This window comes from Paenibacillus sp. DMB5 (assembly GCF_001517085.1).
GTDB lineage: Bacteria > Bacillota > Bacilli > Paenibacillales > Paenibacillaceae > Paenibacillus_AQ.
Window position 1 is genome coordinate 38,498 of sequence record NZ_LRAC01000133.1, and the last position, 25,168, is coordinate 63,665.

General features: G+C 51.8%; 24 protein-coding genes, 3 pseudogenes and 1 riboswitch. Of the genes and pseudogenes, 8 read left to right on the forward strand and 19 right to left on the reverse strand.

Going from position 1 to position 25,168, the window contains the following annotated elements; genetic code table 11:
* Positions 1–311: 311 nt before the first annotated feature.
* On the forward strand, positions 312–1,313 hold the full coding sequence (locus AWJ19_RS20225) for an NAD(P)/FAD-dependent oxidoreductase (RefSeq protein WP_068726490.1): 1,002 nt from the start codon (positions 312–314) through the stop codon (positions 1,311–1,313).
* 134 nt (positions 1,314–1,447) lie between these two features.
* On the opposite strand, the gene sda is transcribed toward AWJ19_RS20225, so the two are convergent.
* Both sda and AWJ19_RS20230 read right to left on the reverse strand, forming a co-directional pair.
* Entirely contained in the window at positions 1,448–1,591 is a 144-nt protein-coding gene (gene sda, locus AWJ19_RS34220; RefSeq protein WP_076112513.1) for a sporulation histidine kinase inhibitor Sda, read from the reverse strand.
* 325 nt (positions 1,592–1,916) lie between these two features.
* Positions 1,917–2,581: pseudogene (locus AWJ19_RS20230) on the reverse strand (YheC/YheD family protein).
* Positions 2,582–2,897: 316 nt separating this feature from the next.
* Between AWJ19_RS20230 and AWJ19_RS20235 the strand changes: the two are divergent.
* The 3 genes from AWJ19_RS20235 to AWJ19_RS20245 all read left to right on the forward strand — a co-directional run bounded on the left by AWJ19_RS20235 (position 2,898) and on the right by AWJ19_RS20245 (position 4,547).
* Positions 2,898–3,092 (forward strand): DUF805 domain-containing protein, encoded by a 195-nt coding sequence (locus tag AWJ19_RS20235; RefSeq protein ID WP_241781820.1) that lies wholly within the window; start codon positions 2,898–2,900, stop codon positions 3,090–3,092.
* A gap of 101 nt (positions 3,093–3,193) precedes the next feature.
* Positions 3,194–3,406: a hypothetical protein gene (locus AWJ19_RS20240; RefSeq protein ID WP_241781821.1), complete on the forward strand. Its 213-nt coding sequence runs from the start codon at positions 3,194–3,196 to the stop codon at positions 3,404–3,406.
* Positions 3,407–3,569: 163 nt separating this feature from the next.
* A complete protein-coding gene (locus AWJ19_RS20245; protein WP_068726493.1) occupies positions 3,570–4,547 on the forward strand; it encodes a Gfo/Idh/MocA family oxidoreductase in 978 nt (325 codons plus the stop codon).
* A 13-nt stretch (positions 4,548–4,560) separates the two neighbouring features.
* Here AWJ19_RS20245 and AWJ19_RS20250 read toward each other — a convergent pair whose 3' ends face one another.
* The 3 genes from AWJ19_RS20250 to AWJ19_RS20260 form a co-directional block, all read right to left on the reverse strand.
* Positions 4,561–5,010 carry a hypothetical protein gene (locus AWJ19_RS20250; RefSeq protein ID WP_068726495.1) on the reverse strand — a complete coding sequence of 150 codons (450 nt, stop codon included), beginning with the start codon at positions 5,008–5,010 and terminating at the stop codon, positions 4,561–4,563.
* Between the two features lie 168 nt (positions 5,011–5,178).
* A complete protein-coding gene (locus AWJ19_RS20255; RefSeq protein ID WP_128083655.1) occupies positions 5,179–5,787 on the reverse strand; it encodes a hypothetical protein in 609 nt (202 codons plus the stop codon).
* 116 nt (positions 5,788–5,903) lie between these two features.
* Positions 5,904–6,263, reverse strand: coding sequence for an iron-sulfur cluster assembly accessory protein (locus AWJ19_RS20260; RefSeq protein WP_068726497.1), 360 nt, complete (start codon positions 6,261–6,263; stop codon positions 5,904–5,906).
* Between the two features lie 296 nt (positions 6,264–6,559).
* Here AWJ19_RS20260 and mqnE point away from each other — a divergent pair, with 296 nt between their 5' ends.
* Together mqnE and AWJ19_RS20270 are read left to right on the forward strand one after the other, a co-directional pair.
* The gene (mqnE, locus tag AWJ19_RS20265) at positions 6,560–7,666 is read left to right on the forward strand and encodes an aminofutalosine synthase MqnE (RefSeq protein WP_068726499.1); all 1,107 of its coding nucleotides are present in this window, start codon (positions 6,560–6,562) and stop codon (positions 7,664–7,666) included.
* Positions 7,667–7,738: 72 nt separating this feature from the next.
* Complete coding sequence (locus AWJ19_RS20270) at positions 7,739–8,800, forward strand: FAD-dependent oxidoreductase (protein WP_068726501.1); 1,062 nt, start codon at positions 7,739–7,741, stop codon at positions 8,798–8,800.
* Positions 8,801–8,816: 16 nt separating this feature from the next.
* Here AWJ19_RS20270 and AWJ19_RS20275 read toward each other — a convergent pair whose 3' ends face one another.
* On the reverse strand, positions 8,817–9,071 hold the full coding sequence (locus AWJ19_RS20275; protein WP_068726503.1) for a YuzB family protein: 255 nt from the start codon (positions 9,069–9,071) through the stop codon (positions 8,817–8,819).
* Positions 9,072–9,153: 82 nt separating this feature from the next.
* On the opposite strand from AWJ19_RS20275, the gene AWJ19_RS20280 reads away from it, so the two are divergent.
* The gene (locus tag AWJ19_RS20280; protein ID WP_068726505.1) at positions 9,154–9,402 is read left to right on the forward strand and encodes a NifU family protein; all 249 of its coding nucleotides are present in this window, start codon (positions 9,154–9,156) and stop codon (positions 9,400–9,402) included.
* A gap of 185 nt (positions 9,403–9,587) precedes the next feature.
* On the opposite strand, the pseudogene AWJ19_RS20285 reads toward AWJ19_RS20280, so the two are convergent.
* The 13 genes and pseudogenes from AWJ19_RS20285 to AWJ19_RS20345 all read right to left on the reverse strand — a co-directional run bounded on the left by AWJ19_RS20285 (position 9,588) and on the right by AWJ19_RS20345 (position 23,563).
* Positions 9,588–10,465 (reverse strand): annotated as a pseudogene (locus tag AWJ19_RS20285) (MetQ/NlpA family ABC transporter substrate-binding protein).
* Positions 10,466–10,519: 54 nt separating this feature from the next.
* Positions 10,520–11,188: a methionine ABC transporter permease gene (locus AWJ19_RS20290; protein WP_068726507.1), complete on the reverse strand. Its 669-nt coding sequence runs from the start codon at positions 11,186–11,188 to the stop codon at positions 10,520–10,522.
* Positions 11,188–12,204 carry a methionine ABC transporter ATP-binding protein gene (locus tag AWJ19_RS20295; RefSeq protein ID WP_068726509.1) on the reverse strand — a complete coding sequence of 339 codons (1,017 nt, stop codon included), beginning with the start codon at positions 12,202–12,204 and terminating at the stop codon, positions 11,188–11,190. The genes AWJ19_RS20290 and AWJ19_RS20295 overlap by 1 nt, the downstream gene beginning before the upstream one ends.
* A 97-nt stretch (positions 12,205–12,301) precedes the next feature.
* Positions 12,302–12,442, reverse strand: a riboswitch (SAM riboswitch).
* A gap of 94 nt (positions 12,443–12,536) precedes the next feature.
* On the reverse strand, positions 12,537–13,283 hold the full coding sequence (locus tag AWJ19_RS20300) for a Cthe_2314 family HEPN domain-containing protein (protein WP_068726511.1): 747 nt from the start codon (positions 13,281–13,283) through the stop codon (positions 12,537–12,539).
* Positions 13,284–13,344: 61 nt separating this feature from the next.
* Positions 13,345–15,069: a UbiD family decarboxylase gene (locus tag AWJ19_RS20305; protein WP_068726513.1), complete on the reverse strand. Its 1,725-nt coding sequence runs from the start codon at positions 15,067–15,069 to the stop codon at positions 13,345–13,347.
* A gap of 27 nt (positions 15,070–15,096) precedes the next feature.
* On the reverse strand, positions 15,097–16,023 hold the full coding sequence (locus AWJ19_RS20310) for a COX15/CtaA family protein (RefSeq protein WP_068726514.1): 927 nt from the start codon (positions 16,021–16,023) through the stop codon (positions 15,097–15,099).
* Positions 16,024–16,158: 135 nt separating this feature from the next.
* The gene (locus AWJ19_RS20315) at positions 16,159–16,503 is read right to left on the reverse strand and encodes a thioredoxin family protein (protein ID WP_068726516.1); all 345 of its coding nucleotides are present in this window, start codon (positions 16,501–16,503) and stop codon (positions 16,159–16,161) included.
* Positions 16,504–16,614: 111 nt separating this feature from the next.
* Positions 16,615–18,240 (reverse strand): polysaccharide biosynthesis protein, encoded by a 1,626-nt coding sequence (locus AWJ19_RS20320; protein WP_068726518.1) that lies wholly within the window; start codon positions 18,238–18,240, stop codon positions 16,615–16,617.
* A 21-nt stretch (positions 18,241–18,261) separates the two neighbouring features.
* A complete protein-coding gene (locus AWJ19_RS20325) occupies positions 18,262–18,747 on the reverse strand; it encodes a DUF456 family protein (RefSeq protein ID WP_068726520.1) in 486 nt (161 codons plus the stop codon).
* Positions 18,748–18,926: 179 nt separating this feature from the next.
* Positions 18,927–19,679 (reverse strand): Cof-type HAD-IIB family hydrolase, encoded by a 753-nt coding sequence (locus tag AWJ19_RS20330; RefSeq protein ID WP_068726522.1) that lies wholly within the window; start codon positions 19,677–19,679, stop codon positions 18,927–18,929.
* Positions 19,680–19,734: 55 nt separating this feature from the next.
* Positions 19,735–21,863, reverse strand: a pseudogene (locus AWJ19_RS20335) (penicillin-binding transpeptidase domain-containing protein).
* A 96-nt stretch (positions 21,864–21,959) separates the two neighbouring features.
* Positions 21,960–23,105: a transglutaminase-like domain-containing protein gene (locus AWJ19_RS20340; protein WP_068726526.1), complete on the reverse strand. Its 1,146-nt coding sequence runs from the start codon at positions 23,103–23,105 to the stop codon at positions 21,960–21,962.
* A 17-nt stretch (positions 23,106–23,122) separates the two neighbouring features.
* The gene (locus AWJ19_RS20345; protein WP_068726581.1) at positions 23,123–23,563 is read right to left on the reverse strand and encodes a hypothetical protein; all 441 of its coding nucleotides are present in this window, start codon (positions 23,561–23,563) and stop codon (positions 23,123–23,125) included.
* Between the two features lie 246 nt (positions 23,564–23,809).
* On the opposite strand from AWJ19_RS20345, the gene AWJ19_RS20350 reads away from it, so the two are divergent.
* On the forward strand, positions 23,810–24,988 hold the full coding sequence (locus AWJ19_RS20350; RefSeq protein ID WP_068726528.1) for an MFS transporter: 1,179 nt from the start codon (positions 23,810–23,812) through the stop codon (positions 24,986–24,988).
* Positions 24,989–25,168 lie beyond the last annotated feature (180 nt).

Consider the following 25,168-nt stretch of genomic DNA (forward strand, 5'->3'; position numbering starts at 1 on the left):
ATTCAGGAGAATTTCCAATAAAACTTAAAGGATTTCTAAAATAACCATATCCATTGTAAACCTTAGTATCGTTTTAATCAAATATAATCATACAAGAAGAAACGGATTTGCCGACCATTAAGGGACGGTATCGTTTCTCGAGAAATAGAAGGATAATTTATGATGGGCAACATATAAATTCTTATATTTCAAAATAACGTCACACTTATCCGGCCATTTTAAGCCTTTGCAGGGCAGTCCCACAATGTTTATAATGAGTAGGTAAGTTAAGTATGGCATTTTGAAACTATCACTCGGAGGTGTAATATTACGTGACACTAGAGCAATCCGGCGTTCCTATGAGCGACCTGTTAATTATAGGCGGCGGTCCTGCCGGCATGTTTGCCGCCTTCTACGGCGGTATGCGCCAGGCGTCGGTAACCCTTATTGAAAGCATGCCCCAGCTGGGGGGGCAGCTCGCCGCTCTTTATCCTGAAAAATATATCTATGATGTGGCTGGTTTCCCGAAAATCACCGCACAGGAGCTGGTAGACAACCTGTCCCGGCAAATGGATCTGTTCCAGTCCAATATCTGCCTCGAAGAGAAGGTTGTATCTGTTGAGAAGCGGGACGAGCGCCACTTCGTAACCACTACTGACAAGGCGGAATACCACAGCAAGGCTGTTATTATAACTGCCGGTGTAGGCGCCTTCGAACCACGCCGTCTGGAGCTTCCGGAAGCACCGCGGTTCGAGAAAGCCAACCTGCATTACTTTGTAAGTGATTTGAATGCCTTCCAGGGCAAGAAGGTGCTGATCAGCGGCGGCGGCGACTCCGCAGTAGACTGGGCCCTCATGCTTGAGCCGATCGCTGAGCAGGTTACACTGATTCACCGCCGCGACAAGTTCCGCGCGCATGAGCATAGTGTAGAGCAGCTGATGGCTTCGAAGGTAAATGTTATTACCCCTTCAGAGATTACCGAGCTGCACGGGGATGAATTCATTACCAAGGTGACCCTGTCCCACATCAAGACCAAGGAGACACAGGAAATTGAAGTGGACAGTGTAATTGTCAACTTCGGCTTTGTATCCTCGCTGGGCCCGATTGCGCAGTGGGGCATTGAGATCGAGAGCAATTCCATCGTGGTGGATTCGCGCATGGAGACCAATATTCCCGGCATCTTCGCTGCCGGCGATATCACTACTTACCCGGGCAAGCTGAAGCTGATCGCTGTCGGATTCGGGGAAGCGCCTACGGCTGTCAACAATGCAAAGGTATACCTTGATCCGGATGCCAAGCTTTCACCGGGACATAGCAGTAACCTCAAGCTTTAGCACATAACCGTAAGCTATAAAACAAATAAAAGGGTATCCTTTCAGGTTGATTCCACTCCAACTTGAAAAGATACCCTATTTTGTGCCGCTTGCGGTTAGACAGAGCAGCTGCTGCAGAAAAATAAACCAATGTCCTAGTGTAGAACCGCATGTACTGGAGAGTGTAAGTTCCGTTTGCGAATTTCAGCGAGCAACAGAGCGATGAAATCATGCTCCAATTGTAGCTCTATCGCTCTTTGGTACGAGTCGAGCAGCATCTCATCCGACAATTCAACCACAACGTTCACCTACCTTTCCTTTGTTTGAATCTGAATCTATCATAGCAAACTATCATAAATCGAACAAGCGTTCTCAATATCCACAAGCTACTGTGGAAATCCTGTGCATAATTTGTTAGTAAGGATAATAAAGCCATTTCCTACACAGTGGAATATGGGGATAATAGTTATGCACAGGAGATTTCCACACTGGCAGCAAGTAAAAAAAATCCAAAACGTTCACAAAATTTAGAATTTTCTACCTCATATTACCTCGAAAGCAGCATAACTAAACGCAATTTTAGCCTATAGTTATCATTATCGTCAATTCAAAAAAAAACATTAATTACTTTGGTCTTGTATTTACTTCCAAAATCCAGATTTTTCCCCGGTGATCCACTGCATAGTCAAACCCCAGCTCGCCGATGCCCGGAAAATGTCTTTCCAGCAGCTCGATGCAGACATGTGTCAGCCGGCGCATTTCCGCTTTTTTGGCCGACGTACTGATTCTTGGAAGTGAAAGGCGCAGACCATGCCGGCAGCTCATCATCGTACCGCCTTTACACAGATTGGTGACAAACAAACCCGGGCGAGCCAGTCTGCCCACCATGGACCGGAATTCCCAGTGGTCGCCGTTTTTCACAACCTTAACCCGGTAGTCGATCGGGCGTCCGGCAATCCGGGCAAGTGAGATCCCCTGCTGGATCATATAGCCGCCGTCTTCAGCTTCACCCGGTCAAGCGCGCGCTTCATCGATCCGAAATCACCATATACCCGGGTGCTGTGATTGTAGGTGAATCCGTACCCCCGGTGGTCCCGGAACACTTTTATCACACCATGGCCCCCGCCGCCCACAATCGGCTTAATTACTACATTCCCATACGCTTTCAGCATAGCTGACAGTGCGGCAGCGTTATATCCCTTCGTTCTCGGAATGTAACCGGCAACCCGTGAATCGCTGAGCAGCGCCTCGGTTTTCAGCCACTTGCTGGCCAGTTGTCTTCCCGCCATTTTCCCCTCTCCTTTCGCAATCCCAGCCTACCCTATAGATTACTCAGAAAAGGAGCCGCCCTCCTGTATGATTGTCCGTGTAAAGCCCGCTCACAGCAAAAAAGGGCATATGGCTGCGGGCCTTATGTCCGTGGTAAATGCACTCTTCTCTATCCGCCAGCTAATTTCAACGCAAGATTACGCTATACCGCATATACATATTTTTGTAAAATAGGAACGCAGAAACGCACCGAATTCTGGATGTTTGCACTGGTCAACACTTTAATCGGATTTCTGCTCGCTTTTGCAGAAGCCTCTATTGGATATCTCTCCCTTATTGAGCACGATCTATCACTGGTTTATATTCATTCCTTCCTGGGCCGTACTGGTCCGCCGGCTGCATGATAGCGGAAGAACGGGGTGGTGGGTTCTCATCGCCTTTATCCCTTATCTCGGCTTCCTGATCCTGTTTATTTTCGCCTGCCTTGACAGCGAAGGAGACAACCAGTACGGGCCAAGCCCCAAGTATTAGTTCACTGGTATCAACATCTGAAATTCATCCGCTTCCGCCTGACCTCCTCACTGGAAATCCCTAAAAATTAACTGTATTATTACCATGTGAGAGGGGGCTTCATGATGGCTCAATTATTCGAGGTATTGTACTGGTTCGCAATGGTCGGCATGTCTGTTGTTCTGGCAGGTACTACTATCCTTGTGTGTGCACTCGGCATCAGATTTATCCGCGACCGCCGCCGGATTCTGGGGGCTGGCTGTATCGCTTTTTCTCTCGCCACCGCCGCCCTGATCGTATTTATGATCAACTTCAAGTTCATTATCCCCGCTTAACCTGCTGTCATTCGAGGATACTATTTACTCTATGAAAAATCCGGCCGATGGCTTGTGCAGATAGACTGGTTAATCCGCTCAAAAACTTTTTTCTACTATATATACTATTTATTTAATATTACATGTATCAGGAGATTGGCCTTATTGGCGGAAGGGGATATATATGAATAAAATCATTCACTGGGGTATCATCGGCTGCGGGGATGTAACCGAGGTCAAGAGCGGACCTGCGCTCCAGAAGGCGGAAGGCTCGCAGCTTGTTGCCGTCATGCGCCGTAACAGCGAACTTGCAGCAGATTATTCACGGCGGCACGGCGTGCCCCGCTGGTATTCCAGTGCATCTGAGCTGATTGCCGATCCTGGCGTTAACGCCGTGTATATAGCCACACCGCCCTCTACGCATATGGAATACACACTGGCTGCGGCAAGGGCCGGTAAACCCGTCTATGTCGAGAAGCCCATGGGTCTAAACACTTCAGAGTGCGAGTCCATGCTGGCTGCCTGTGAGCAGGCCGGTGTTCCGCTGTATGTGGCTTATTACCGGAGAGGACTACCCCGTTACCGTAAGGTTAAGGAATGGCTGGATTCGGGGGCGATCGGCGAACCCCGGTTTGTACGTACTCTGCATATGACCAAACCGCTCGAAGCTGTAGACGGGCATTACTGGCGGGTAAATCCGGCCATTTCAGGCGGCGGCCTGTTTATGGATCTGGGCAGCCATACCCTGGATTTGCTGGATTTCCTGCTCGGCCCGGTCAAGGACGCGGATGGACATGCCTCCAACCTGGGAAGCCCTTATGCGCCGGAGGATACTGTTTCTGGACGATACCAGTTTGAATCTGGCGTCCATGGAACCGGAATCTGGTGCTTCAACGCCTATTCCAACGAAGATGTAACTGAAATTGTGGGCAGCCTTGGCAGCATCACCTTCTCCACCTTTTCAGAGCAGCCGGTTATTCTACGGACAGAGAACGGCGAGCAGCCGGTATTTATTCCCCACCCTGTTCATATCCAGCAGCCGCTGATCCAGTCCATTACCGACGAGCTGCTTGGGCGCGGCACCGCTCTCAGCACGGGTCTAACCGCTATCCGCACAAGCCGTGTTATGGATGAATTGGTGAAGAACTATAACGGACGCTAATGCCCCATACTAATTAGTTTTCATCCCCTTTAATGCCCAATAGGGTTAGCAGCTCCGCTTCCCTTTTTTTCAGATATAAATAAAATTCCGCCCGCTCAAATATCTGCATTTGATCAAATATAATCATATAATGATGTTTTTCATCGCCTGTATCCAGCAAATGTTCTATATATTCGATTGTCTCTTCAAAAAAACTGGTGTCTGCCTCATTCCCGTAATCCCTAATAGCCTGCTTAAACACCATAAGATGCACCGGGATGTGCAATATCACTTCTCTGTAGAGGTCAGAATCTGTTTCCAGCTTCATTTTACTCCTGGCACGCATCAGCTCCCATTTTTCTTGGAACCATTCATGGAAAGGATGCACTGCTAAATAGAGAGGCTCATAAAAAAGCAAATCCCTCTGCAGCTCCATCAACTCCTTACGGGCCTTACTTCGCTTAATGTACCTGAATGTCAGCATCTCACCATCTCCCTGAGTTGTACAGTGGCTGCATAACCGCCGGATTCCGTCTAACGGACCCAGATGATCCTATTTCGCCAAAATGGCAAAAGCGATACGGTCCGTTAAAATCTGCCGACCGCTCTTTGCCGCACACGGAAACCGCAGACCCGCAATCCTCAGCCATGCTCACATCTTAAAAACAATCTCTTCTCCCGCCTCCATTTTATCAAATCGGCCACTGCTTTCTTGAAACCTGAACTCCGTTCCGGACGGGTCATCAGGCAATGGTGGAGACACCAAAAATCTGTAGGAGGCATGATCCGACCTGCTCCCGCTAGTCATCATCCGGCAGTCATAACCCTCCCCTATGGATAATTCGTAGCTGTAATGCTGTCTAATCTCAGGACGCTCGAATGGCTGCTCCGGAGCCTCCCAGTCTATATTAAGGATAATTACACTGGCATTACTGTATTGGTGAATGGAAGTCAGCGTGTAGAAGCGTTTTCCCTGCTCCACTGACTTCAGAAGGGGAATATGTTTTCTGAAATCAGCAGGCTTCACGATCGGCCGAAAATTCTCCTCGTTCAGCATAGCGGCGAACATGGATCTCAGAAACTCCTCGTAGAGTCCAAAACGGCTTGACCACTCAGCAATCCTTTCAAGAGGCGGACAACCCGGATTATTGTCCGAAACTTCCTTCCGCTGCTGGATCAACGCACATATTTGCTCATCCAATTCAATAATCCGTTCATCATAGTGCTCCGTCGGCCGTTCAAAGGGCAACATTCTCATCATTATATCTCCTCCTTCAAATAAAAAACCTCCCGAAAGTGTATTCTGCAATGTACACATTCCAAGAGGTTCTGATTATAGATTATTGTGTTCAATCCACACTGCTTCTTACGCCTTGCTTAACAAGGCTCTGCGCTCGGATTCCCCGCTTCTTCCTTCGTACGGAACGACGATCCGCATCCACATGTTACTGTTGCATTCGGATTATGGATGGTGAACCCGCCCGTCATGCCGGATTCCTCGAAGTCGATCGTAAGGCCGTTCAGGTAACGGATATCGTCCTTGCTGACTACTACCTTGAGCCCTTCAACATCCATGTAAACATCCTGCTCGGTCTCGTTATCGTCAAAGCCCATTGCGTAAGAGAATCCGCTGCAGCCGCCCGCTGTTACGCCAAGACGGAGGAACATATTGGGTACTTCCTGTTCAGCCAGCATCGTCTTCAGATGTCCGGCAGCTGTTTCACTGATTGTAATCATGGCCTAGCCTCCTATAAGTTATATAATGTCATAAGCCTTCCGGCTAAAAGTTATACTCTATATAAAATTCAGTATACTCCACTCTGCCCCGCCGCTCAAGTCATAACTCCCCAGCAGCAGCAGCCACGGCAGGAAATGCTAACGCTCAGCAGCGGTTGCTCACCTTTGGAGAGAGGTTTATAATAGGTTAAGCGATGATCTGTAAAATTCGGAAATTTGTCATAGAGGCTGGTTGCCTCTTTATTTATGTTCATGAACCGCCGGTTCAGGAAGTCTAACCTTCAGGAGGAATTCATATGTCTACACTTATAACCCCACACACCGATGCCAGAATGGCGCATATTATTGAGAAGGTCCGCGGCGGAGAACGGTTAAATCTGGAAGATGGCGTTTATTTATATGAAAGCGATGACTTGCTCACGATCGGCCAGCTGGCTAATGAGGTAAATCTGCGCAAAAACGGGAAAAAGGTTTATTTTATCGAAAATATGAGCCTATATTTCACCAATGTCTGCGAATCGCGCTGCGCATTCTGCAATTTCCGCAAAGATGACGGCGAAGAAGGAGCCTACACCCTGTCCGGTCCGGAAATGGTGCAATATGTCGAACAGCATATTCATCCGGGCGTCCGCGAGTTCCATATTGTCGGCGGCCATAATGATAAGGTGCCCTTCCAGTATTACGTTGATTCACTCAAAGCGCTGAATGAACGCTTCCCTGAGGTAACGCTCAAGGCTTATACAGCAGCAGAGATTGATTTCTTCACCCGCATCAGCGGACTCAGCATCCGCGAGGTGCTGGAACAGCTGCGCGCGGCAGGGCTGAAGTCACTGACCGGCGGCGGAGCAGAAATTCTGTCCGACCAGTACCGCAAAAAAATGCGGGTTGATAAAGCGAATGTCGAGGAGTATCTGGAGGTTCACCGGACCGCCCACAAAATGGGCATGAGAACACATACTACGATGCTGTACGGTTCGATTGAATCCCGGGAGGATCGCATCCGCCACATGCTGCAGATCCGTGAGCTGCAGGACGAAACGAACGGCTTCATGGTGTTCATTCCGCTGTCCATGCAGCCGAAGAACCGCAATGCCGGCATTATGCGCCGCAACTCTGCGTATGAGGATCTCAAGACGATTGCGGTCAGCCGGCTGATGCTCGATAATTTTGACCATATCAAGGCTTACTTCATTAATATAGGTGTGCAGCTGACCCAGGTTGCCATGAGCTTCGGCGCATCCGATGTGCACGGAACAATCCTGAAGGAGCGGATCAGCCACGCCGCCGGGGCGTTGACGCCGGAGGGTATGACCCGCGAAGAGCTGATCTGGCTGGTCAAAGGCGCCGGCCGTATTCCGGTTGAACGGGATACCTTCTACAATGAAATTAAAGTGTACGAATAGTTTAATAGATTAGTACTGCAGTGCCTGTTGCAATGCCATATTACAACCATATGCGAAAGGAAGACTGGTCCCATGAGAACACTACTTGTCCTTGGCGGCGGCTACGGCGGCCTTGCCCTGATCCAGGAATTGCTCAACCACCATCTGCCCCACGATGTGGAGATTGTTTTGATTGACCGGATGCCTTATCAGGGAATCAAGACGGAATATTATGCGCTTGCCGCAGGTACTGTGAATGACTATCATCTGCGTATCCAATTCCCTGTTCATCCGCGCCTCACCGTACGCTACGGGGAGGTCGGCTCGATTGATCTGGACAGCCGGCTGGTCTTCCTGGAATCAGGAGAGCCGGTTCCCTATGATATTCTGGCAATTGCCCTCGGGTGCACGGATAATTACCATGGTATCCAGGGAGCAGAGCAGTATACCTGTAGCATCCAGAGCTTCTCCGCCACCCGCGAAACATACCGCCGCCTGAATGACATCAAGCCTTACGGATCAGTCAATATCGTAGGCGGAGGACTGAGCGGGGTTGAAATCGCTGCAGAGCTGCGAGAGAGCCGTCCGGATCTGAACATCAGCATTCTGGACCGCGGGGAGCGTGTTCTGTCCGCTTTTCCGGCCAAGCTGTCCCGGTATGTAGAGGAATGGTTCAGCGAGCACCAGGTTAAGACGTTTGGGCGGATTTCTGTGTCCCACGTCGAAAAGGATGCCGTCTTTAACGGCACCCAGGCGATTGCAGCGGATGTAACGGTATGGACTGCGGGCATCCAGCCGGTCAAGGTTGTCCAGCAGCTGGAGCTGCCTAAAGACCGCGGCGGCCGGCTCATTGTTGGCCCGCACTCTAATCTGGCCGATTATCCGGAGGTATACGTAATCGGTGACTGCGCCAGCCTGCCTTTTGCACCGAGCGCACAGGCTGCAGGCGCGCAGGGAGAACAGGTGGCATACGTGCTCCGTTCACTCTGGCGGGGGGATACCCCCAGACTGCATGCCATGAAGCTGAAGGGAACACTGGGATCGCTGGGCAAGAATGCCGGGTTCGGCCTGATGGGCCGCCGCTCTGTAATGGGACGGGTCCCCCGCCTGCTCAAGAGCGGAGTGCTCTGGATGTCCAAGCGGCATTTCGGCTAAGCTGCTGCCAGGCTGCTTAGTCGATTTCGAGGCTGTCCCAGGCCTCCTGCTCTTTGATGGCAGCCTCAATGGCCTGCTCCAGCTCCTCCGGAGAATCGGCCTCAATAATCTCGCCGTCAACCATGGCGAACGGTCTAAGATAGCATTCTCCGCAGTTATTCAGACAGCCGTATTCTACAACGTCATATTCGGGATTTTGTTCCAGCTTGTTCATAAGCGGTCCTGTCCCGTGCCCGATATTACTGGCACAAAATTCAATAATTGGCCTCATGTTGTTCTCCTTATTCTGTGCTAACCATTTTATTTTTTAACTTTTTGTACTATAATAAGTTTACGAAAGGAGTGATTGAGAAATGAGTGAGAATGCACAAAGCACCACGATGTATGATGAGGTTCTGGAAGTACTCGATAAACTTCGTCCGTTCCTGCAGCGCGATGGCGGCGACGTGGAATTGATCGACGTTGAAGACGGCATCGTCAAGCTGAAGCTTATGGGTGCCTGCGGCAGCTGCCCGAGCTCCACGATCACGCTGAAAGCCGGGATCGAACGCGCCCTGATTGAAGAAGTAGAAGGCGTGGAAGAAGTTATCCAAGTATTCTAATCCCGTTCTATACCGTCCCGTCTCCCTAATTCAGGGGGCGGGATTTTTTCTATTATAGAGGATTTCATGCAGAGCCACAACCCGCATACTACTGGCAAAGTACAAAAAGGGCTGTCCCGCAGGGTCATCAGATGACCTGTCCGGAACAGCCTCTTGTTCATTCCATAGCCGCTTTAATCCGCTGCTTAAAATGCAGGGATAATGGCGCCTTCGTATTTCTCTTCGATGAATGCCTTGGCTTCTGCAGAGTTCAGGGCTGCAGCCAGCTTCTGGATCGCATCGGAATCCTTGTTGTCAGGACGGGCAACCAGCAGGTTGGCGTAAGGGGAATCAGCACCTTCGATGAACAGGGCATCCTTCGTTGGAACCAGACCGGCTTCAAGCGCAAAGTTAGTATTGATCAGAGCCAGGTCAACTTCATCCAGCTGGCGCGCAGCATTGCTGCATCCAGTTCGATGATTTCCAGATTCTTAGGGTTTTCGGTAATATCCGCTTTAGTGGAAGTGATGTTAGTGTCATCCTTCAGCGTAATCAGGCCGTTCTTGGCCAGCAGGATCAGAGCGCGTCCGCCGTTGGTTGCATCGTTAGGAATTGCCACTTTTGCACCATCAGCCAGTTCGTCGACCGATTTGATCTTCTTGGAGTACGCGCCAAACGGCTCAACGTGAACAGCAGTTACAGATACCAGATCTGTTCCGTTCTTGGTGTTCTGGTCATCCAGGTATGGCTTGTGCTGGAAGAAGTTTGCATCAAGTGCTTTTTCGGCCAGCTGTGTGTTAGGCAGGATGTAGTCAGTGAATTCCTTAACTTCCAGCTTGATGCCTTGTGCCTCAAGCAGCGGAGCGATGGCGTTCAGAATTTCGGCATGAGGTACAGGAGAAGCACCCACAACAAGCGTTACCGGATCAGCAGCAGGCTCTGTAGTCGGCTCGGCGGAAGCATCAGCAGCCGGAGCGTTAGTTGCTGCAGAGTTCGCAGCGTTATTGGCAGTGTTATTGTTGCCGCAAGCAGCCAGCACCATTACCAAGGTCAGGCTGAATAGCGTCAGTAGTACTTTTTTCATCTGTAAATCCCCCTCTAAAATGTGTTTATGAATAAGGCTATATTTGGTAGTACCTTATTTCCGGGTGAAATATTGAACCAGCCTGTCGCCGGCCATCTGCAGCAGTTGAACCAGTATTACCATCAGCACTACAGAGATAATCATAACTTCTTTCTCATAACGGTAATAACCGTAACGGATAGCAAGGTCACCAAGACCTCCGCCGCCAATCATCCCCGACATTGCTGTATAAGAGACGAGAGTTACGAGCGTAATCGTTACTCCGGCCAGCAGACCTGGACGGGCTTCCGGCAAAAGCACACGCATGACAATCTGGCCTGTTGATGCCCCCATGCCCTGAGCTGCTTCAATCACCCCGCGGTCAACCTCCCGCAGCGATGTCTCCACCAGTCTGGCAAAAAACGGGGCTGCGCCGATAACCAGCGCCGGAATCGTTCCGAGTACACCAATCGAAGTCCCCATAATTGTCTTGCTCAGCGGAATCAGGGCCACCATCAGAATCAGGAACGGGACGGAGCGCAGGATATTAACAACCAACGATAATACCGAGTAAACTACTCTGATAATACTGTTATTTGATCTTCCCCATAAATATAACACAATTCCGAGTGGTAAACCAAGAATAATTGTGAAAATTCCGGAATAAGCCAACATTTTTAGTGTAGCACCCGATGCCTCCACCATTTCCTGCCAGTTAATATCATTAAAATTGAGACCGCCCATTACGAAATCACCTCCACATCGAGTCCTTGCGCTGCCAGTTCAGTAAGCGTGGCGTTAATAGCGCCGGTTTCTCCTTCAAACCGGACAATCAGCTGGCCGTACGGCACATCTTTGATCGTCGAGATAGTCCCCTGGAGAATGGCAAAGCTGACGCCCGTACCGCGAACCACATCGGATAAGGTGGATTCGTATGTTTTTTGTCCCAGAAACGTAATCTTGACCGCTTGGGCATTGTCTCTGCTTCCCGCCTCCAGTGCTGCCCGCAACGGACCGTCCTGCTGGGTTTCACTGCGGATAAAGTCCTTGGTTACCTCATGCTTGGGCTTCAGGAATACCTCAGCCACTTCGCCCTGCTCTACAATCCCGCCGCCGTGAATAACGGCCACCCGGTCGCAGATGCTCTGAATGACATGCATTTCGTGGGTAATCAGCACAATGGTCAGATGGAACTTCCGGTTAATATCCAGCAGCAGCCGTAGGATTGAATCGGTTGTCTGCGGATCAAGCGCCGAGGTCGCTTCGTCACAGAGCAGCACATCGGGGTCGCTGGCCAGCGCCCGGGCTACACCCACCCGCTGCTTCTGTCCGCCTGAGAGCTGGGCCGGGTATTTGTTCGCATGGTTCTCCAGGCCGACCAATACCAGCAGCTCTTTGACCTTCTGATCAATCCCTGCCTTCGCAGTTCCGGCCAGCCGCAGCGGGAAGGCAATATTATCATATACCGTGGCGGAGGACAGCAGATTGAAGTGCTGAAAGATCATTCCGATTTTGCGCCGCTTTTCCTGCAGCTGCCCCTTGCTGAGTGCAGTCAATTCGATACCGTCCACCCAGACCTCGCCGGTAGTCGGGCGCTCCAGCAGGTTGATACAGCGGATCAGCGTGCTTTTTCCGGCGCCGGAGTGTCCGATTACACCGAAGATTTCGCCCTTCTTAATGGACAGATTCAAGCCCGAGAGCGCTGTAGCAGCCTTGCTGCCCTTTCCGTACACCTTAGTCAACTCTTTCAGCTCTATCAATTTCCGTCGTTCCCCCTTTATTCTGATGCCAAAATCAAAAAAGCCTCTTTCGATCATTGCAGATCGTAAGAGGCCCTGTGCGTATATTTACAATGCCTTCTCATCTGCCAATGCCCAGAGCTTGCCGCATTGTAGGAATTAGCACCATGACATTTGCATGCAGCAAAGAATTAAATGCTGGACACAAATCGGTTGCCGGGCTTCATCGGGCCTATCCCTCCGCCGCTCTCGATAAGAAAAATATGAAACTAGTTGTCGCAGAATGTAAGAATATAATGCAAGCCTAAGTATAGTGAGTTTACGCTTTTTTGTCAAAGGTAGATTTTGCCCTATTAACGCGACTCTGTCCCGGCGTTTTTTGAAGTCATAGCCTTGTTCTTATGCCACTGCTCATTGCTGTAGCGGAAGGCTGCGCATAAGGATTTGCAGACCATTTCCAGTCCCTGCTTCAAATCCTCCAGATGGCTGTCCAGATCCTCAAGTCTTATTTTGTCATGCAGCCCCTGGTGTCTCTGCCACAGGTCATCCTGCATTTCAGCGTTCATGTAATGAATCTCGGCGTTACGGCGCTTGCGCAGATTCTGCAGCGGCTCACGGTAAGAATCCTTGATACGCTCCAGCTCCTCGGACAGCGGAACATGCTCCTTCAGCAGCTGAAACTGCCGAAGCACCGTGAAATAGGAGAAATGGGCTTTACTCTGGCTTGTGTTCAAATTGTACAGGCTGTTCAGCACTGTTCCCAGCTTGTCGAGCAGCGAGAAGACGCGGATAAAGCCGTTTTTGTAAAAATAGACGTAGCGCGCATAATCCCCCTGCTCCTGGGTGGACATATCATCCATGTATCCTGCAACCACGAGTTTACGGTAAAAGCCGGCTGCGAAGCAGCTTTGCTCCAGCTCATCCAGCGATGAGATCAGACCGCGGGTCCAGATCTCCAGCTTGCGGAATTCATGGTCATGGTCTTCATGGGCGTTCATTTCCTTGCGCAGCATGGACGCTACCTCCGCCATGTTGTCCATTGCTTCAGCCAGCACGCCGCTGTTGCGGCGCGGAGGCTCCCCCAGTAAGATCCGCAGCATGACTTGTCCCCCTTAACATAAAGAAGATGTATAATTCCAGTCTTGAATGAAACCATGAACTTTACTGCTGAAAATAATGCCTCCAATTCCGGTCGACCAGATCCAGTGTACTGCTGCAGGGTGTCTGCTCCTGTTCGTATCCCGGCTTCATGCGTGCATCGATTACGATAGGGAGCTTGTAACCGAGCTGATGCTGCCTGATTTCAGATTCGGCATAGATATCTTCGGCGGGATTAAACCGGGTAAATACCGTCCACAAAAAGGAGCTTTGGGTTCGTACTGCATCTGCGGCATGATCTGTAAGAATAACCAGCGGCCAGGCTGACTGCTGCCCGCGGAGCTGGGCGACCAGCCGGACGGGCAGCTCAGGGTCTTCTTCATAGGATGCACCGGAAACGGCTAAGCATCCCCCGCAATAAGGAATGACCTCGTTAATTCCTGGCAATACGCCCTCTGAATAGGTACGCGGCAGCTCCCTTACGGCACGTCCAACACCCAGCAGCACAGCCTGGCTGTCAGGACCCTGCCTGCCTTCAGTATGCTCTTCCCCAAGCCGCGCCCCGCTGCCAAATACATACAGGTCGGTCGCCGGATTGAAGCGCTCCAGGACATTTTCCAGAATAGCGGGCAAATCGGAAAAAGCAGCCGGCTCGCTTGTAAGCAGCAATAGTCTGCTGCCTGAGAGCTGGCGATCCCCTAATATGCGGAAGGCAGTACTCAGCGCCTCATGCGGGGAGCTGTCCTGTACGACCGCTGCGGCCAGTCCATTCGGGCCCGATTCGGAATAAGTCCAGAAGGCATTCACTGAAGGTATCGCAAGATGATGTACAGGAGAGAGGAGCTGCTGAAGATAATCGACCAGGTAGAAATTTTCTTCCTGCGGAGTAACGGCAATGGTCGCCGGATAGACGGCATCTTTGCGGTGCCAGATCCGCTGTACATGCATAACCGGTGCCTGCTGTGGTGCGGACCTTGGCGGCACAAGCCCACGCAGCGCAAATTCCGCTTCGGCCGGAATGGAGTGACCGCCCAGCGGGTCCTTAACCATCGGCAGCCGGCTGCCGAGTATCAGCGAAGCCAGCACCAGATCCGGCAGCCAGGCTGTGCGGGAGGCGCTGGCTGCCGCTATCAGTGCAGGCGGGCCCCCGATAAAGACAGAGACCGGCAGCGCCTCTCCCCGGGCCTCAGCCTCCTGATGGTACAGCCCTGCCCCCTGGTGTCTATTCCAGTCTATCTCGGCTGTACTCTGGTCGATTAAGCGGAGCCGGTGCATTCCGAGGCTGTGCTTCTGCGGAGCGGTCTGGCTTTCGGTATAGACAAGCGGAAGTGTGATATAAGGTCCGCCTGCTTCCTGCCAGCTTGTAACATGCGGCAGCTCACTTAGCGGATCACTGGTCCGGCAGACTCCAAGAACGGGGGCTTCACCCTGCGGTACATTCCTTATGCCTGTTTTCAACAGATTGACAACCAGCTTCTTCTCCTTCCACATGTTGGGAAGCGAAGGCGGAAGCAGGGTCTCGGCTGCCCCGGCTACCGCTTTCAGCAGCTGCTCCGGTCTCTGGCCAAAAGCCCTGTCCACGCGCCGGGCCGTTCCGAACAGGTTGGTCGCAACAGGGAACGGGGTTCCTGTAACATTGGTGAACAGCAATGCCGGCCCTTCCTCCCGGACCACACGCCGGTGAATCTCCGGCAGCTCCAGATAAGGATCCACCGGAGCATCTATTACGGCAAGCTCTTTATCCTTGCGCAGCTGCTCGATCCACTGGCGTATATTTCCGTATCCCACTATCTTGTACCTCCTAACACAAACAGATTACTTGTTATTCATGCTTAGCTGCCATACGCGTACACTCATGTAGCTCAGGATTCCAAATAATCCGGCAATCAGCACGATATGGGAAAGCGCGGCAAATATGTACAATTTATCGTTATAGAGCGTGTGGACCACAGCCGCACCGCTGAAGACCTGCAGCAGGCAAAGCGTAACCGCGGCTATACCCAGCATCCGCAGCTCCGGAAGCCTGGTATATCTCCAGAACGCCAGATGCCCCAATACAGCTGTCAAAATAAACAATAGTGCTGCTGCAACCCTGTGCATAAACACAATGCCCACTCCGCCGCTGAGCTCAGGAATCCATTCGCCGTTGCAGAGCGGCCAGCCGGAGCAGCCCCCCTGTGAATCTGTATGGCTGACATAGGCTCCGATATAAACGACGATATAAGAATATAACGCTGTAATCCAGGTTAAGTTGCGGAACCCCCGGCTCACTGATGCTCCGGTAGCATCCTGCAGACCGGCGGAATCATGCCACCGTTTCGTCCCGAGAGCCAGCATCAGCGAGCTTGCAAAAGCAATCAGCGAGAAACCCATATGCAGCGCCATTACTGCCGCAGACTGTGACCGGACGACCGCAAGCGCTCCCATTCCTCCCTGCACAATTACAAACAGAAGGGTTAACAGGGCATAGGCAAGCAGATCCTTCCGCTGACGCGCATAACGCCAGAACGCAAACATCGAGGCAAGTGACAGCAGGCCGGCAAAGCCGCTGAACAATCGGTGGGTATATTCAATCAGGGAGCCGAGCGTATAAGCCGGAATCAGCTTGCCATGGCACAGCGGCCATTCGTTCCCGCATTCCAGCCCTGAGCCTGTTTTGGTTACTACAGCGCCTCCAAACAAGGCGAGAAACATTACGAGGCAGGTTATGTAGCTGAGCCATTTCAAATGAACTGTTTTCATCAGATCACCCGCATGTATAGGAATAAAAGGAAGGATATTTATGATTACAGCTTGCCTTTTTTATTATCTTTTAAAAAAAGCACCGCTTCTGCTCTGGCTGGGCGGAGGCGGTGCTTTGGTCAGTTGACTGTTACTTTACTTGTGAATACTCAGATATACCTCAAGCGCCCGGTTCAGGAAATTCTCAATCTCCTCACGGGATTTGCGCAGCTTGTTGACGAAGCGTACAAGCTCCCGGCCGTCACTGTAAGCGACAAAGCTGGGGATGCCCAGAATGTTCTGTTCCTGGCTGACCTCGCCCACAGCATCAACATCGACTTCAACCAGTGTCAGGCGATCCGCATATTTGGTCTCAACCTCAGGCATAAACGGATCAATAAATTTACAGTCAGAGCACCAGTCTGCCTTAAATACGGCAACCGTTAAACGCGGCGATTGGATCGCAACCTGAAACTCCGCAGCGGAAGAAATTTTATCCATGTAAGGGTCAATCCTTTCCAGGTTAAACTGTATCTTACTCTTCTCTAAGTGAAGCAAATTGTGCACAGGAAGTCAATCAAAAAGGAACAAAATAAGACAAAAATCACAGCATTATTCGCTTGCACGCACCCTGGCAGGCTGCAGTCTCATTAGCGGGTTCAATACCTTCTGGAGAACGCGCGGATAACCGGCAATCTCCTGACGGCCAAGCACGCCCAGTACAATCAGCAGCACTAGGTAGATGATGACAACTGCCGCTCCCACGACCAGACAGGTAATTAGATAAGCAACCCGGTCCGGCATCAGACGGGTCAGCATAATTCCCGCTTCGTTCAGGCCATAGCCGATTCCGCCGGAAGCCAGCACGGCAACCGCGAAGCCGCCCCAGCGTTTGCCCATAATAGTAAAGGATACGATATTCTTAAGCATACGCAGATTAAGCAGCGTAATGACAATAAAGCAGAGTGCTGTTGCCCCGATAATTCCGTAAATGCCAAACACCTTGCTTAGCAGGAAGCTTGCCGCCAGCTTAACCAGAATCCCGGCCAGCACATAATACATCGAAATCCGTGATTTTCCCATCCCCAGCAGGATGGAGTTCGTCGTCATCATGGTAATCTGGAAAATTGTCCCGATTGTCAGCATGGCGACGATGCCGCTGCCGTCCAGAGTGGTGAACAGCAGGCCGTTAATCGAATAGGCAGCGACCACCAGCGAAACTACAATAGGTGTCCCGGTCAAAATGGAAATCCGCATAGCCAATGTGACCTGGCGTTGCAGATGCTGCTCATCCCTGCGGGCATAAGCGGCTGAAATAATCGGAATCAGTGAAGTGCTCAGCGCGATTGCAAGCACTGGAGGAATGCCGGCAACACTGATCGCCCGGCTGCCATAAATCGCAAGGGCACCTGTAGCTTCATCTATTCCGATCTGACCGCTGAGCAGCGGTACAATGAGTGATGAATCGATAAAGTTCACGACCGGCACAGTTACAGAAGACAGTACAATCGGGATGGATAATTTAAAAATATCTTTATAAATACCGAGCAACGGAAGTCTGGCGGAACTTGAATCATACAATGCTGCCTTATCTTCCGTGCGGCGCATTTTCATTGCATAATACAGCATAATTCCGAATGCTCCGACACTGCCGAACACGCTGCCGAACGAAGCCCCTGCCGCCATCCATGTATTGTCATAGCCCTGCTTCAGCAGAATATAGGCCAGCAGGATCGCAGTAGATACCCGGGCAATCTGCTCAACAATCTGGGAAATCCCGCCGGCCATCATATTGTTCCGTCCCTGGAAATAGCCGCGCATTATGGCGATGGTGGGGAACAACAGCAGCGCTGGAGCGATAGCCCGTATCGCGAGGGTGCTCTCGGGGACCTTCGCATATTCTGCATAATAAGGAGCTGCTATGTACAGGGCTACACTCATCAGCACACCTACGACTGCAGAGAAAATCAAAGCTGCCCGGTACACCTGCTGCGCCTCATGCGGCCGGTGGAGGGCATAGCGTTCGGATACCATTTTGCTGAGCGTGCTTGGAATCCCAGCGGTGGCCAGCGGAAGCAGCAGCAGATATACCTGGTTGGCCTGTGTGAATGCAGCTTCACCTGTAACATTCAATAAATGCTCCAGCGGCACCCGCTGGGCAAGCCCGAGAACTCGGGCTATAAGCGCGGCTGCCGCCAGAATAAGCGTGCCTTTGACAAAAGACTCTTTCTTCGACAAACTGTTTCGCCTTCTTCGCTGTTAATTTACGCTGATCCAGATAAAGAAAAGGACCACCATCATAATTTGCAGAATTACTTTGACTACGGTACTGCTGAACAAGCCGAGCAGAGAGCCGAAGCTGACCTTAACCGCTTTACCCGGCTGGGAGCCGGCGATCAGCTCTCCGATGAATGCACCGATAAAAGGGCCGAGAATTAGGCCGAAAGCCGGAATGACAAACGGCCCAATAATGATGCCAATAGTACTGCCGATAACGGAAGCACGCGAGCCCCCAAACTTTTTGACGCCCCATGCCCCGACTACATAGTCGGCTACGAACAGCACAACCACTATAAGTGTCTGGATAATCCAGAACCATACCCCGAACGATCCGAACGAAAAGAACCAGCCGTATACAAAAAAGGCCAGGTAAATCGCCAGCGCACCGGGCAGGATGGGATATACCGCCCCCGCCAGCCCTACCGCAAACAAAGCAATGATCAGAATCCAACCCAGGATTGCCATTCCTTTAGCCTCCAGTTTTGTTAGCATATACTTCTGTGAAACATACTTCGCAAAACAGCCTCGGAAGCATACGCTTTGTTTGATAGCATCCGCTTCTCCGAATTCCTTCGCAAACTTCCTTCGAAGCGTACTCTTCGTTTTGATAGCATAGTAGCCAAATTCAAGTGTACCTTCTGCAGCTATTCTACAGTTACACCTAATATATATTTCTCAATCACCTCAGCGATGCCGTCCTCGTTATTTGAGGCAACGACCGCATCCGCTTCCTGCTGTACCGTCTCTTGGGCATTGCCCATTGCAACGCCCAGACCTGCAGCCTGAATCGCGGCCAGGTCATTCAGGCTGTCGCCCACAGCCACCACTTGGGACATCTCGATACCCAGCAGCTTGCAGACCTCGCCGATTCCGTAAGCCTTGTTCACGCCGAGCGGGTTAATCTCCAGGTTAGTCGGGGTCGAGTTGGTAATCTCCAGGCCGCCCAAATCCTGAAGCTGCATCAGCAGCTTATGGCGGATGTCGTCGTCCTCTGTGGAGTAGCCGAATTTAAGCCACTCCCTGCCCATAATGTCACCGTCCCAGTTATTGCGGTTGTAAACCTGCTCTGTGGAATAAGCCCAGAACCAGATGCCGTATTCTTCAGCAATCTCGTACAGCTGCTGAATCAGCGCCGGGTCCATCAGCGAGCGGCGGTACAGCTCATACGGCTCGCGCCAGAGTTCACTTCCGTTCACAGTAATCATCGGTGTCTTGAGTCCAAGCTGCTCTGCGTAAGGCATAGCACTCCGGAACGCCCGTCCTGTGGACAGGCAGACATGAACGCCGGCATCGACCGCTTTTTGAATCCATTCTACTGTCTTCGGGGTAATCTGTTGTTCATCATTCAGCAGGGTTCCATCCATATCCAGTGCAAGCAGGCGGTATTTGGCAGTCATTGCCACCCCTCCATTTCTTGTATGCCCCTCATCATGAAGGGCTGATTAATATTGCCTAGTTCGTTGAATCCGCCGTATCTGTATCAGCTGCAGCATCCGTTCCACCGGTTGCAGCTGCATCACTATCCGCAGATTTCAGTGTCTTTTTCGGAATGCCGTCAAGGCCGTATTCCCAGTCATACGCATCAAAAATCTTACGGGCTACCGGAGCAGCACTGTTGGAGCCGAATCCACCCTCCGGAATTACCACAGCAACAGCCAGTTTTGGATTTTCCCGCGGGGCAAAAGCAATAAACACCCCGTTGTCCCGGTTCGTATTCGTTCTGTCTGTCTGCTGCGAGGTTCCTGTCTTACGGGCAAAATCGTAAGGGAAATCGGAGAACGCTGAAACCTCACTGTTCATCCCCTTTTTAATTTCCCTCCAAAAGGACTTGTCAAAGGTTGTAACCTCATCTAATACTTCACGTTGGAATTCCTTAACGGTATTCCCTTCAGAATCGGTGATCTTGCTGACCAGCTGCGGCTTGATCCGCACGCCTTCATTAGCAAGTGTAGATGCGTATTGGGCAAGCTGGAGCACAGTGTAACGTCCCTGCTGCCCGAAGGAAGCATAGACCAAGGCAGCCTGCGCACTTCCCGCCGCCTCAGTATCGGTATAGTTGATCTGTCCCAGGAACTCCCGCGGAAGTCCGCTCTGTGTCGAAACGCCCAGACCGAATTCCTTCATATATTTATCCCACACATCGATCCCGCCGCTCTGATACTTTTCCCACAGCTTCTCGCCGACCATATCGACCATAAAAGCATTCGATGATTTCTCAATTGCTCTGGCCGGGTCCATAGTACCATATACGTGACCGGAAGCGTTGCGTACGGAGGCATTGTCATTTTTACCGAAATAGGCAATCCCTTTGTCCTGATAAATGGTAGAAGTCGTAAAAAAGCCTTCATTCAGTCCGATGAGCACACTCAGCGGTTTAATGGTGGAGCCCAGCAGCACCGTAGAACCAAACTCATGGCCTGACATGCCCGAGGAGTATGGTGTAATGGTCCCGTTCTGATAGTTACCCATAATTTCATTCCATACTTCGGTATCCATCTTCTCGGCCGTCCATACATTCGTATCATAGTCCGGCATGCTCGCCATCGCAACGATATTTCCGGTATCAACCTCCATCGCCACCGCGTAGCCGGTCAGTGCATCGGGATGTGTCTTGCCCTGTACGGAGTGGGTATGCAGCCATTTGATCTGGTCGGTGATCGCCTGCTCCGTCTTCATTTGAATTGATTTATTGATGGTTGTCCAGACGTCATTGCCTTTGACGGGAGGCACAACCTCTTCAACCTTTTCAGCCATATTCTGCGGATTGACCGAGATGACCTGATATCCGTTTTTGCCGCGCAGCTCGCGCTGATACTGCAGCTCAAGCCCGTCAAATCCGACAAATTCATCGTCTTTATAGCTCAGGCCCGGATCGGCATCTATTTTTTTCATCGCGGCCTGAATATTTTTGTAAATATCCAGACTGCTGGAGGATTTGAACGGCTTGATGTAACCGATCGTCTGTACGGCTACTGTGTCTTTGTCATAATGCCGGCTGCTCTCCTCGACAATCTCCAGACCCGGATATTCATTCTTGTGCTCCATAAAGTAGGCCACTTCCTGCGAAGTCAGCCCTGCCTTGATTCTGCGGGCCATGAATCCGGAGTATTTCTTGAAATATAAGTCCAGTGAAGCGATGACATCCTCTTGCGTAAGCTGCGGTCCGGCGGGGTCACCATATTTATTGAAATCCTCAACCAGCCGCGCCGCAAGTTCTTCGGCTTTGGCCTCGGCCTCCGGGGTCAGCGTGGTTTTTCCAGTCGCCTTATCCGTGGTTTTGGCAGTGTATTCTTTAGTAAGCGTAATATATAACGACTGTACAGACGTTGAATAAGCAAGCTCCTCGCCCCCGGCTGCCCGGATTACGCCGCGGATCGCCGCCAGCGGCACATTTTTGGTATCGCGGCTGGTTTCCACTTCGGTGAGAGTAGGCCCTTCAACAAACTGTAAAACGGCAAGACGGATGATAATGACGCAGAAAATAACGAACGTGCTGAAAAAAACACGTTAATCCGTAGGCCGAGCGAGCTCTTCGCAGTATTTTCATCCGGCGGGGTGGCCTGCTTACGGAAAAAACTCACAGTTTTTCACTCCTTTACATCTTAAATAAACCTTGCCACAGTACAACAGCACTTCCCCCGAATTGTACCATATAACAAGGTCTGACTTCCTCTTTGTCACAGTACGTCCTCTTTAATATGCGTTTCTCCGAAATCCTTGGTGTTGAACCAGTCTCCGCTTGAGGCCCAGGTGGAGTCGAGCGGAATCCAAGCTTCCCTGGCAGGGATATAGACCTCATTCCAGGCATGAGCTCCGTACCCTCCTTGTCCGTCATAGCCCCGGCCGGTAACTACACGCACCTGAAGCCCCTGGGAACGGCCCATAACGGCATACAGGCGGGCATAGTCAATACAGACGCCGAGCCGTGTACCGAATGTGTCCTGCGGCGTCTGCTCGTGCCAGATCCCGTTCTGTTCATAATTATCCGCCTTGGCATAATCATAGGCGATCCGCGAACCAATCCAGTCATACAGCAGCCTGGCCTTTTCCTCGGGATCAGAGGCTTGTCCGGCAATATCTGCCGCTGCCTCCCCGATGTCCGGCGAGATGTCATGATCAATCACCTCATATTTGCGGCGGAGGATATCATTCATCTCAGCCGCTACCGCCTTGGTCAGTACAGGCAGTCTGCTCCGCACATTCTCACCGGCAATCGGTTCAAATACCGCCGCCGCGCTCTGGCTATAGATAGGAGAGGACTCAACATAACGGCTAAAGCTGCTGTCGGGGTTCAGCCCGACTCCCAGATAAAGGACGAAGACCAGCAGAAGACCGCGCACCAGACCTACGGCTAGGCCGACAGCCGCACCGCTTAGCCTGCTGAACTGGGTAATCTTCCGGTCACGCGGCCGCTCCTTCCGCCCTGGAAGACGGAAGGGCAGAAACAGGAACAGCAGGCCAAGCAGCGGGCGGATCAGACTGTAGCCTATCAGCAGCAACAGGAAAAACCGCACCAATGGTGAACCCTCCAGCACTGAGACAGCAGTATAATAGAGCTGCTGCCAACCGCTGAGCCTGCTGTCCGGCAGCACGCCCGATGCAGCCCATGCCTGGACTACGGGAGAAAAATACAGCGCTGCCGGAACGGCAATGACAAGCGCTGCCGCAGTCAGTAGCCCCGTGCCCAGCAGGCCGAACAGCCCGCCCGCCGCCCGGCTGAAGCCGCGCACCCAGCCCTGAAGGACGGAGAAAAGTACAACCAGCAGCAGCAGGATTGAGATCAGGTTCGCTTCTGTTAAGCTTGCTATCCAGCTGTCGAGCATTTCCATCCTCCTCGATGCTAATTTCCGTTCTTCCGAGCTTCTTCAATAAAGGTCTTGGTCGTATCCGTTATGCTCCACTTTCCAAGACTGACACCCCGGAAAGTGACTTCAACCTTATCCTCGCCAGCCGTGCCCTTCACCTCAAGATTCGGCGTTGTAATCGTGAAGGTGCCGTCCCCGCCCGAGGTATATTTCGCCTCCTTGGCTTCGCTCAGCATCACTTCCTGCGCTTCACTCTTCAGCGTGCTTACCGTACTGTCCGCCACCTTGTTTACGGCATCACCGATTTGTTCCATCGTAACCCCGCTGTAAATGAACAGGCCGGCGACAATAACGATGACGATTGCCCATTTCAGCATCGTTTTGACCAGATTGATTACGGCAAACAGAATAACAAGTGCTATAACAATAACCAGCCAATTCTCTCTGATAAATTGTGACCATACTGCCGGATCCATCAATTTCACAACACCCCTATCAAAAATTTCATATTCATTATTATACATGAATGCCCCATATAATTCATGATTGCCTGCCGGTATGCAGGTTAGACGAATAAAATGGTATAAGCCCCCTGATGCACACGTAAAGTACAAGTAGGCTATACTGCAAGCTGCCGCCTGCTGTCGTCCGATTTCCGCTGTTAAAAAGAAAACCGGCATAGCCTTCCGGGCTCATGACCGGCCCTACCGGAGGTGTAGACCTTGAAAACCGCACTGTGGCTGTATCTGTTTCTGTTTCTGGCCTTCTTTGACCTGCATGCCCAGTATCCGATTCTGACCCCGTTCGCCATGTCACTCGGTGCGGGTCCTGCCTTCATCGGCTGGATGATGGGCATGTATTCACTGACCCATCTGCCAGGCAATCTGCTGGCAGGCGTACTTGTCGACAAGAACGGCAGCCGGCGCTACATTGTCTTCAGCCTCGTAGCAGCCGGCGCACTGCTGCTGCTGCAGGCTTACGCCCAGCTTCCCTGGCACCTGCTCGTGCTGCGGGCGGCCAGCGGCTTTGCGCTGGCCTTTCTCTCCCCCGCCTGCATGACACTGCTGGCTTCGCTGTCGGATGATTCGGCGACGCAGGGTAAATACATGTCCGGTCACGGCATTGTCCATACCCTCGCCTCCGTGGTTTCTCCCGCAGCCGGTGCCTATATTGTGCACCGGGCCGGCTATTCCGGCACCTTCAGCACACTGGGCTGGCTGCTGATTGCCACCGGAATCATGGCTCTGGTCAGTGTGCCGAAGCATTCGCCTGCGCGTGTCCGCGCCGGTGTGCCGAAGACCATGACTGCTCCGGCCGAACCCTCCCTTGCCGTCCGCAAGGAAGCAAGAACCAGCCGGCGCTATTACCTGCTGCCTTTCTTTATCTCCTGCTCGCAGGGTGTCCTGTTCTTCGAGCTGCCGCTGTCGCAGGGGCAGGACGGTATGGTCTCCACTGGAGTCCTTCTCTCGCTGATGAGCCTTGGGGCGCTGGCCACACTAAGCCTGATGTTCCTTAACCGCCTGTCACCGGGCATCCGCATTGCCGCAGCCTTGCTGGCAATGGCGCTCTGCTTCTTTACCCTTGCCGCATTTACAGGTATTCCTGCAGGCGCAGTCCTGTTCCTGCTCGGAGCCGCCAAAGGCGTGCTGTTCCCGGCCATGGCCTCCCTCTTCATCAGTCTGGGCAACGGCGGCCATCTGGGCCGCACCTTCTCGCTGCAGTCGATTGCCATGTCGCTTGGCGCTTTTGCCGGCCCGGTTGCCGCCGGACAGCTTCGCGGATATGTCTCTCCTTATTTCATTGCCTTTGTGCTGCTGATGACCGCAATCCTGCTGCTCCCGCCAAAAGGGGACAGCCTGCGATCCGCATACCATCCAGGCTTAAACAGTCCAGCAGCTTAAAAACACCGCAGGGTGCAGCCTCACCTGAACACTCCGGCAGTGTAACAAAAGCCGCTAAAGTCCGAGCAATACTGCTGCTAAAATCAGTCATTTCATCACCCGGCCGCCGCCGGGTGATCTTTCTTTTACGACATTTCCCGGGTAATGATTCTACTTCTGTCGTATATGGCTGTTAAAAAT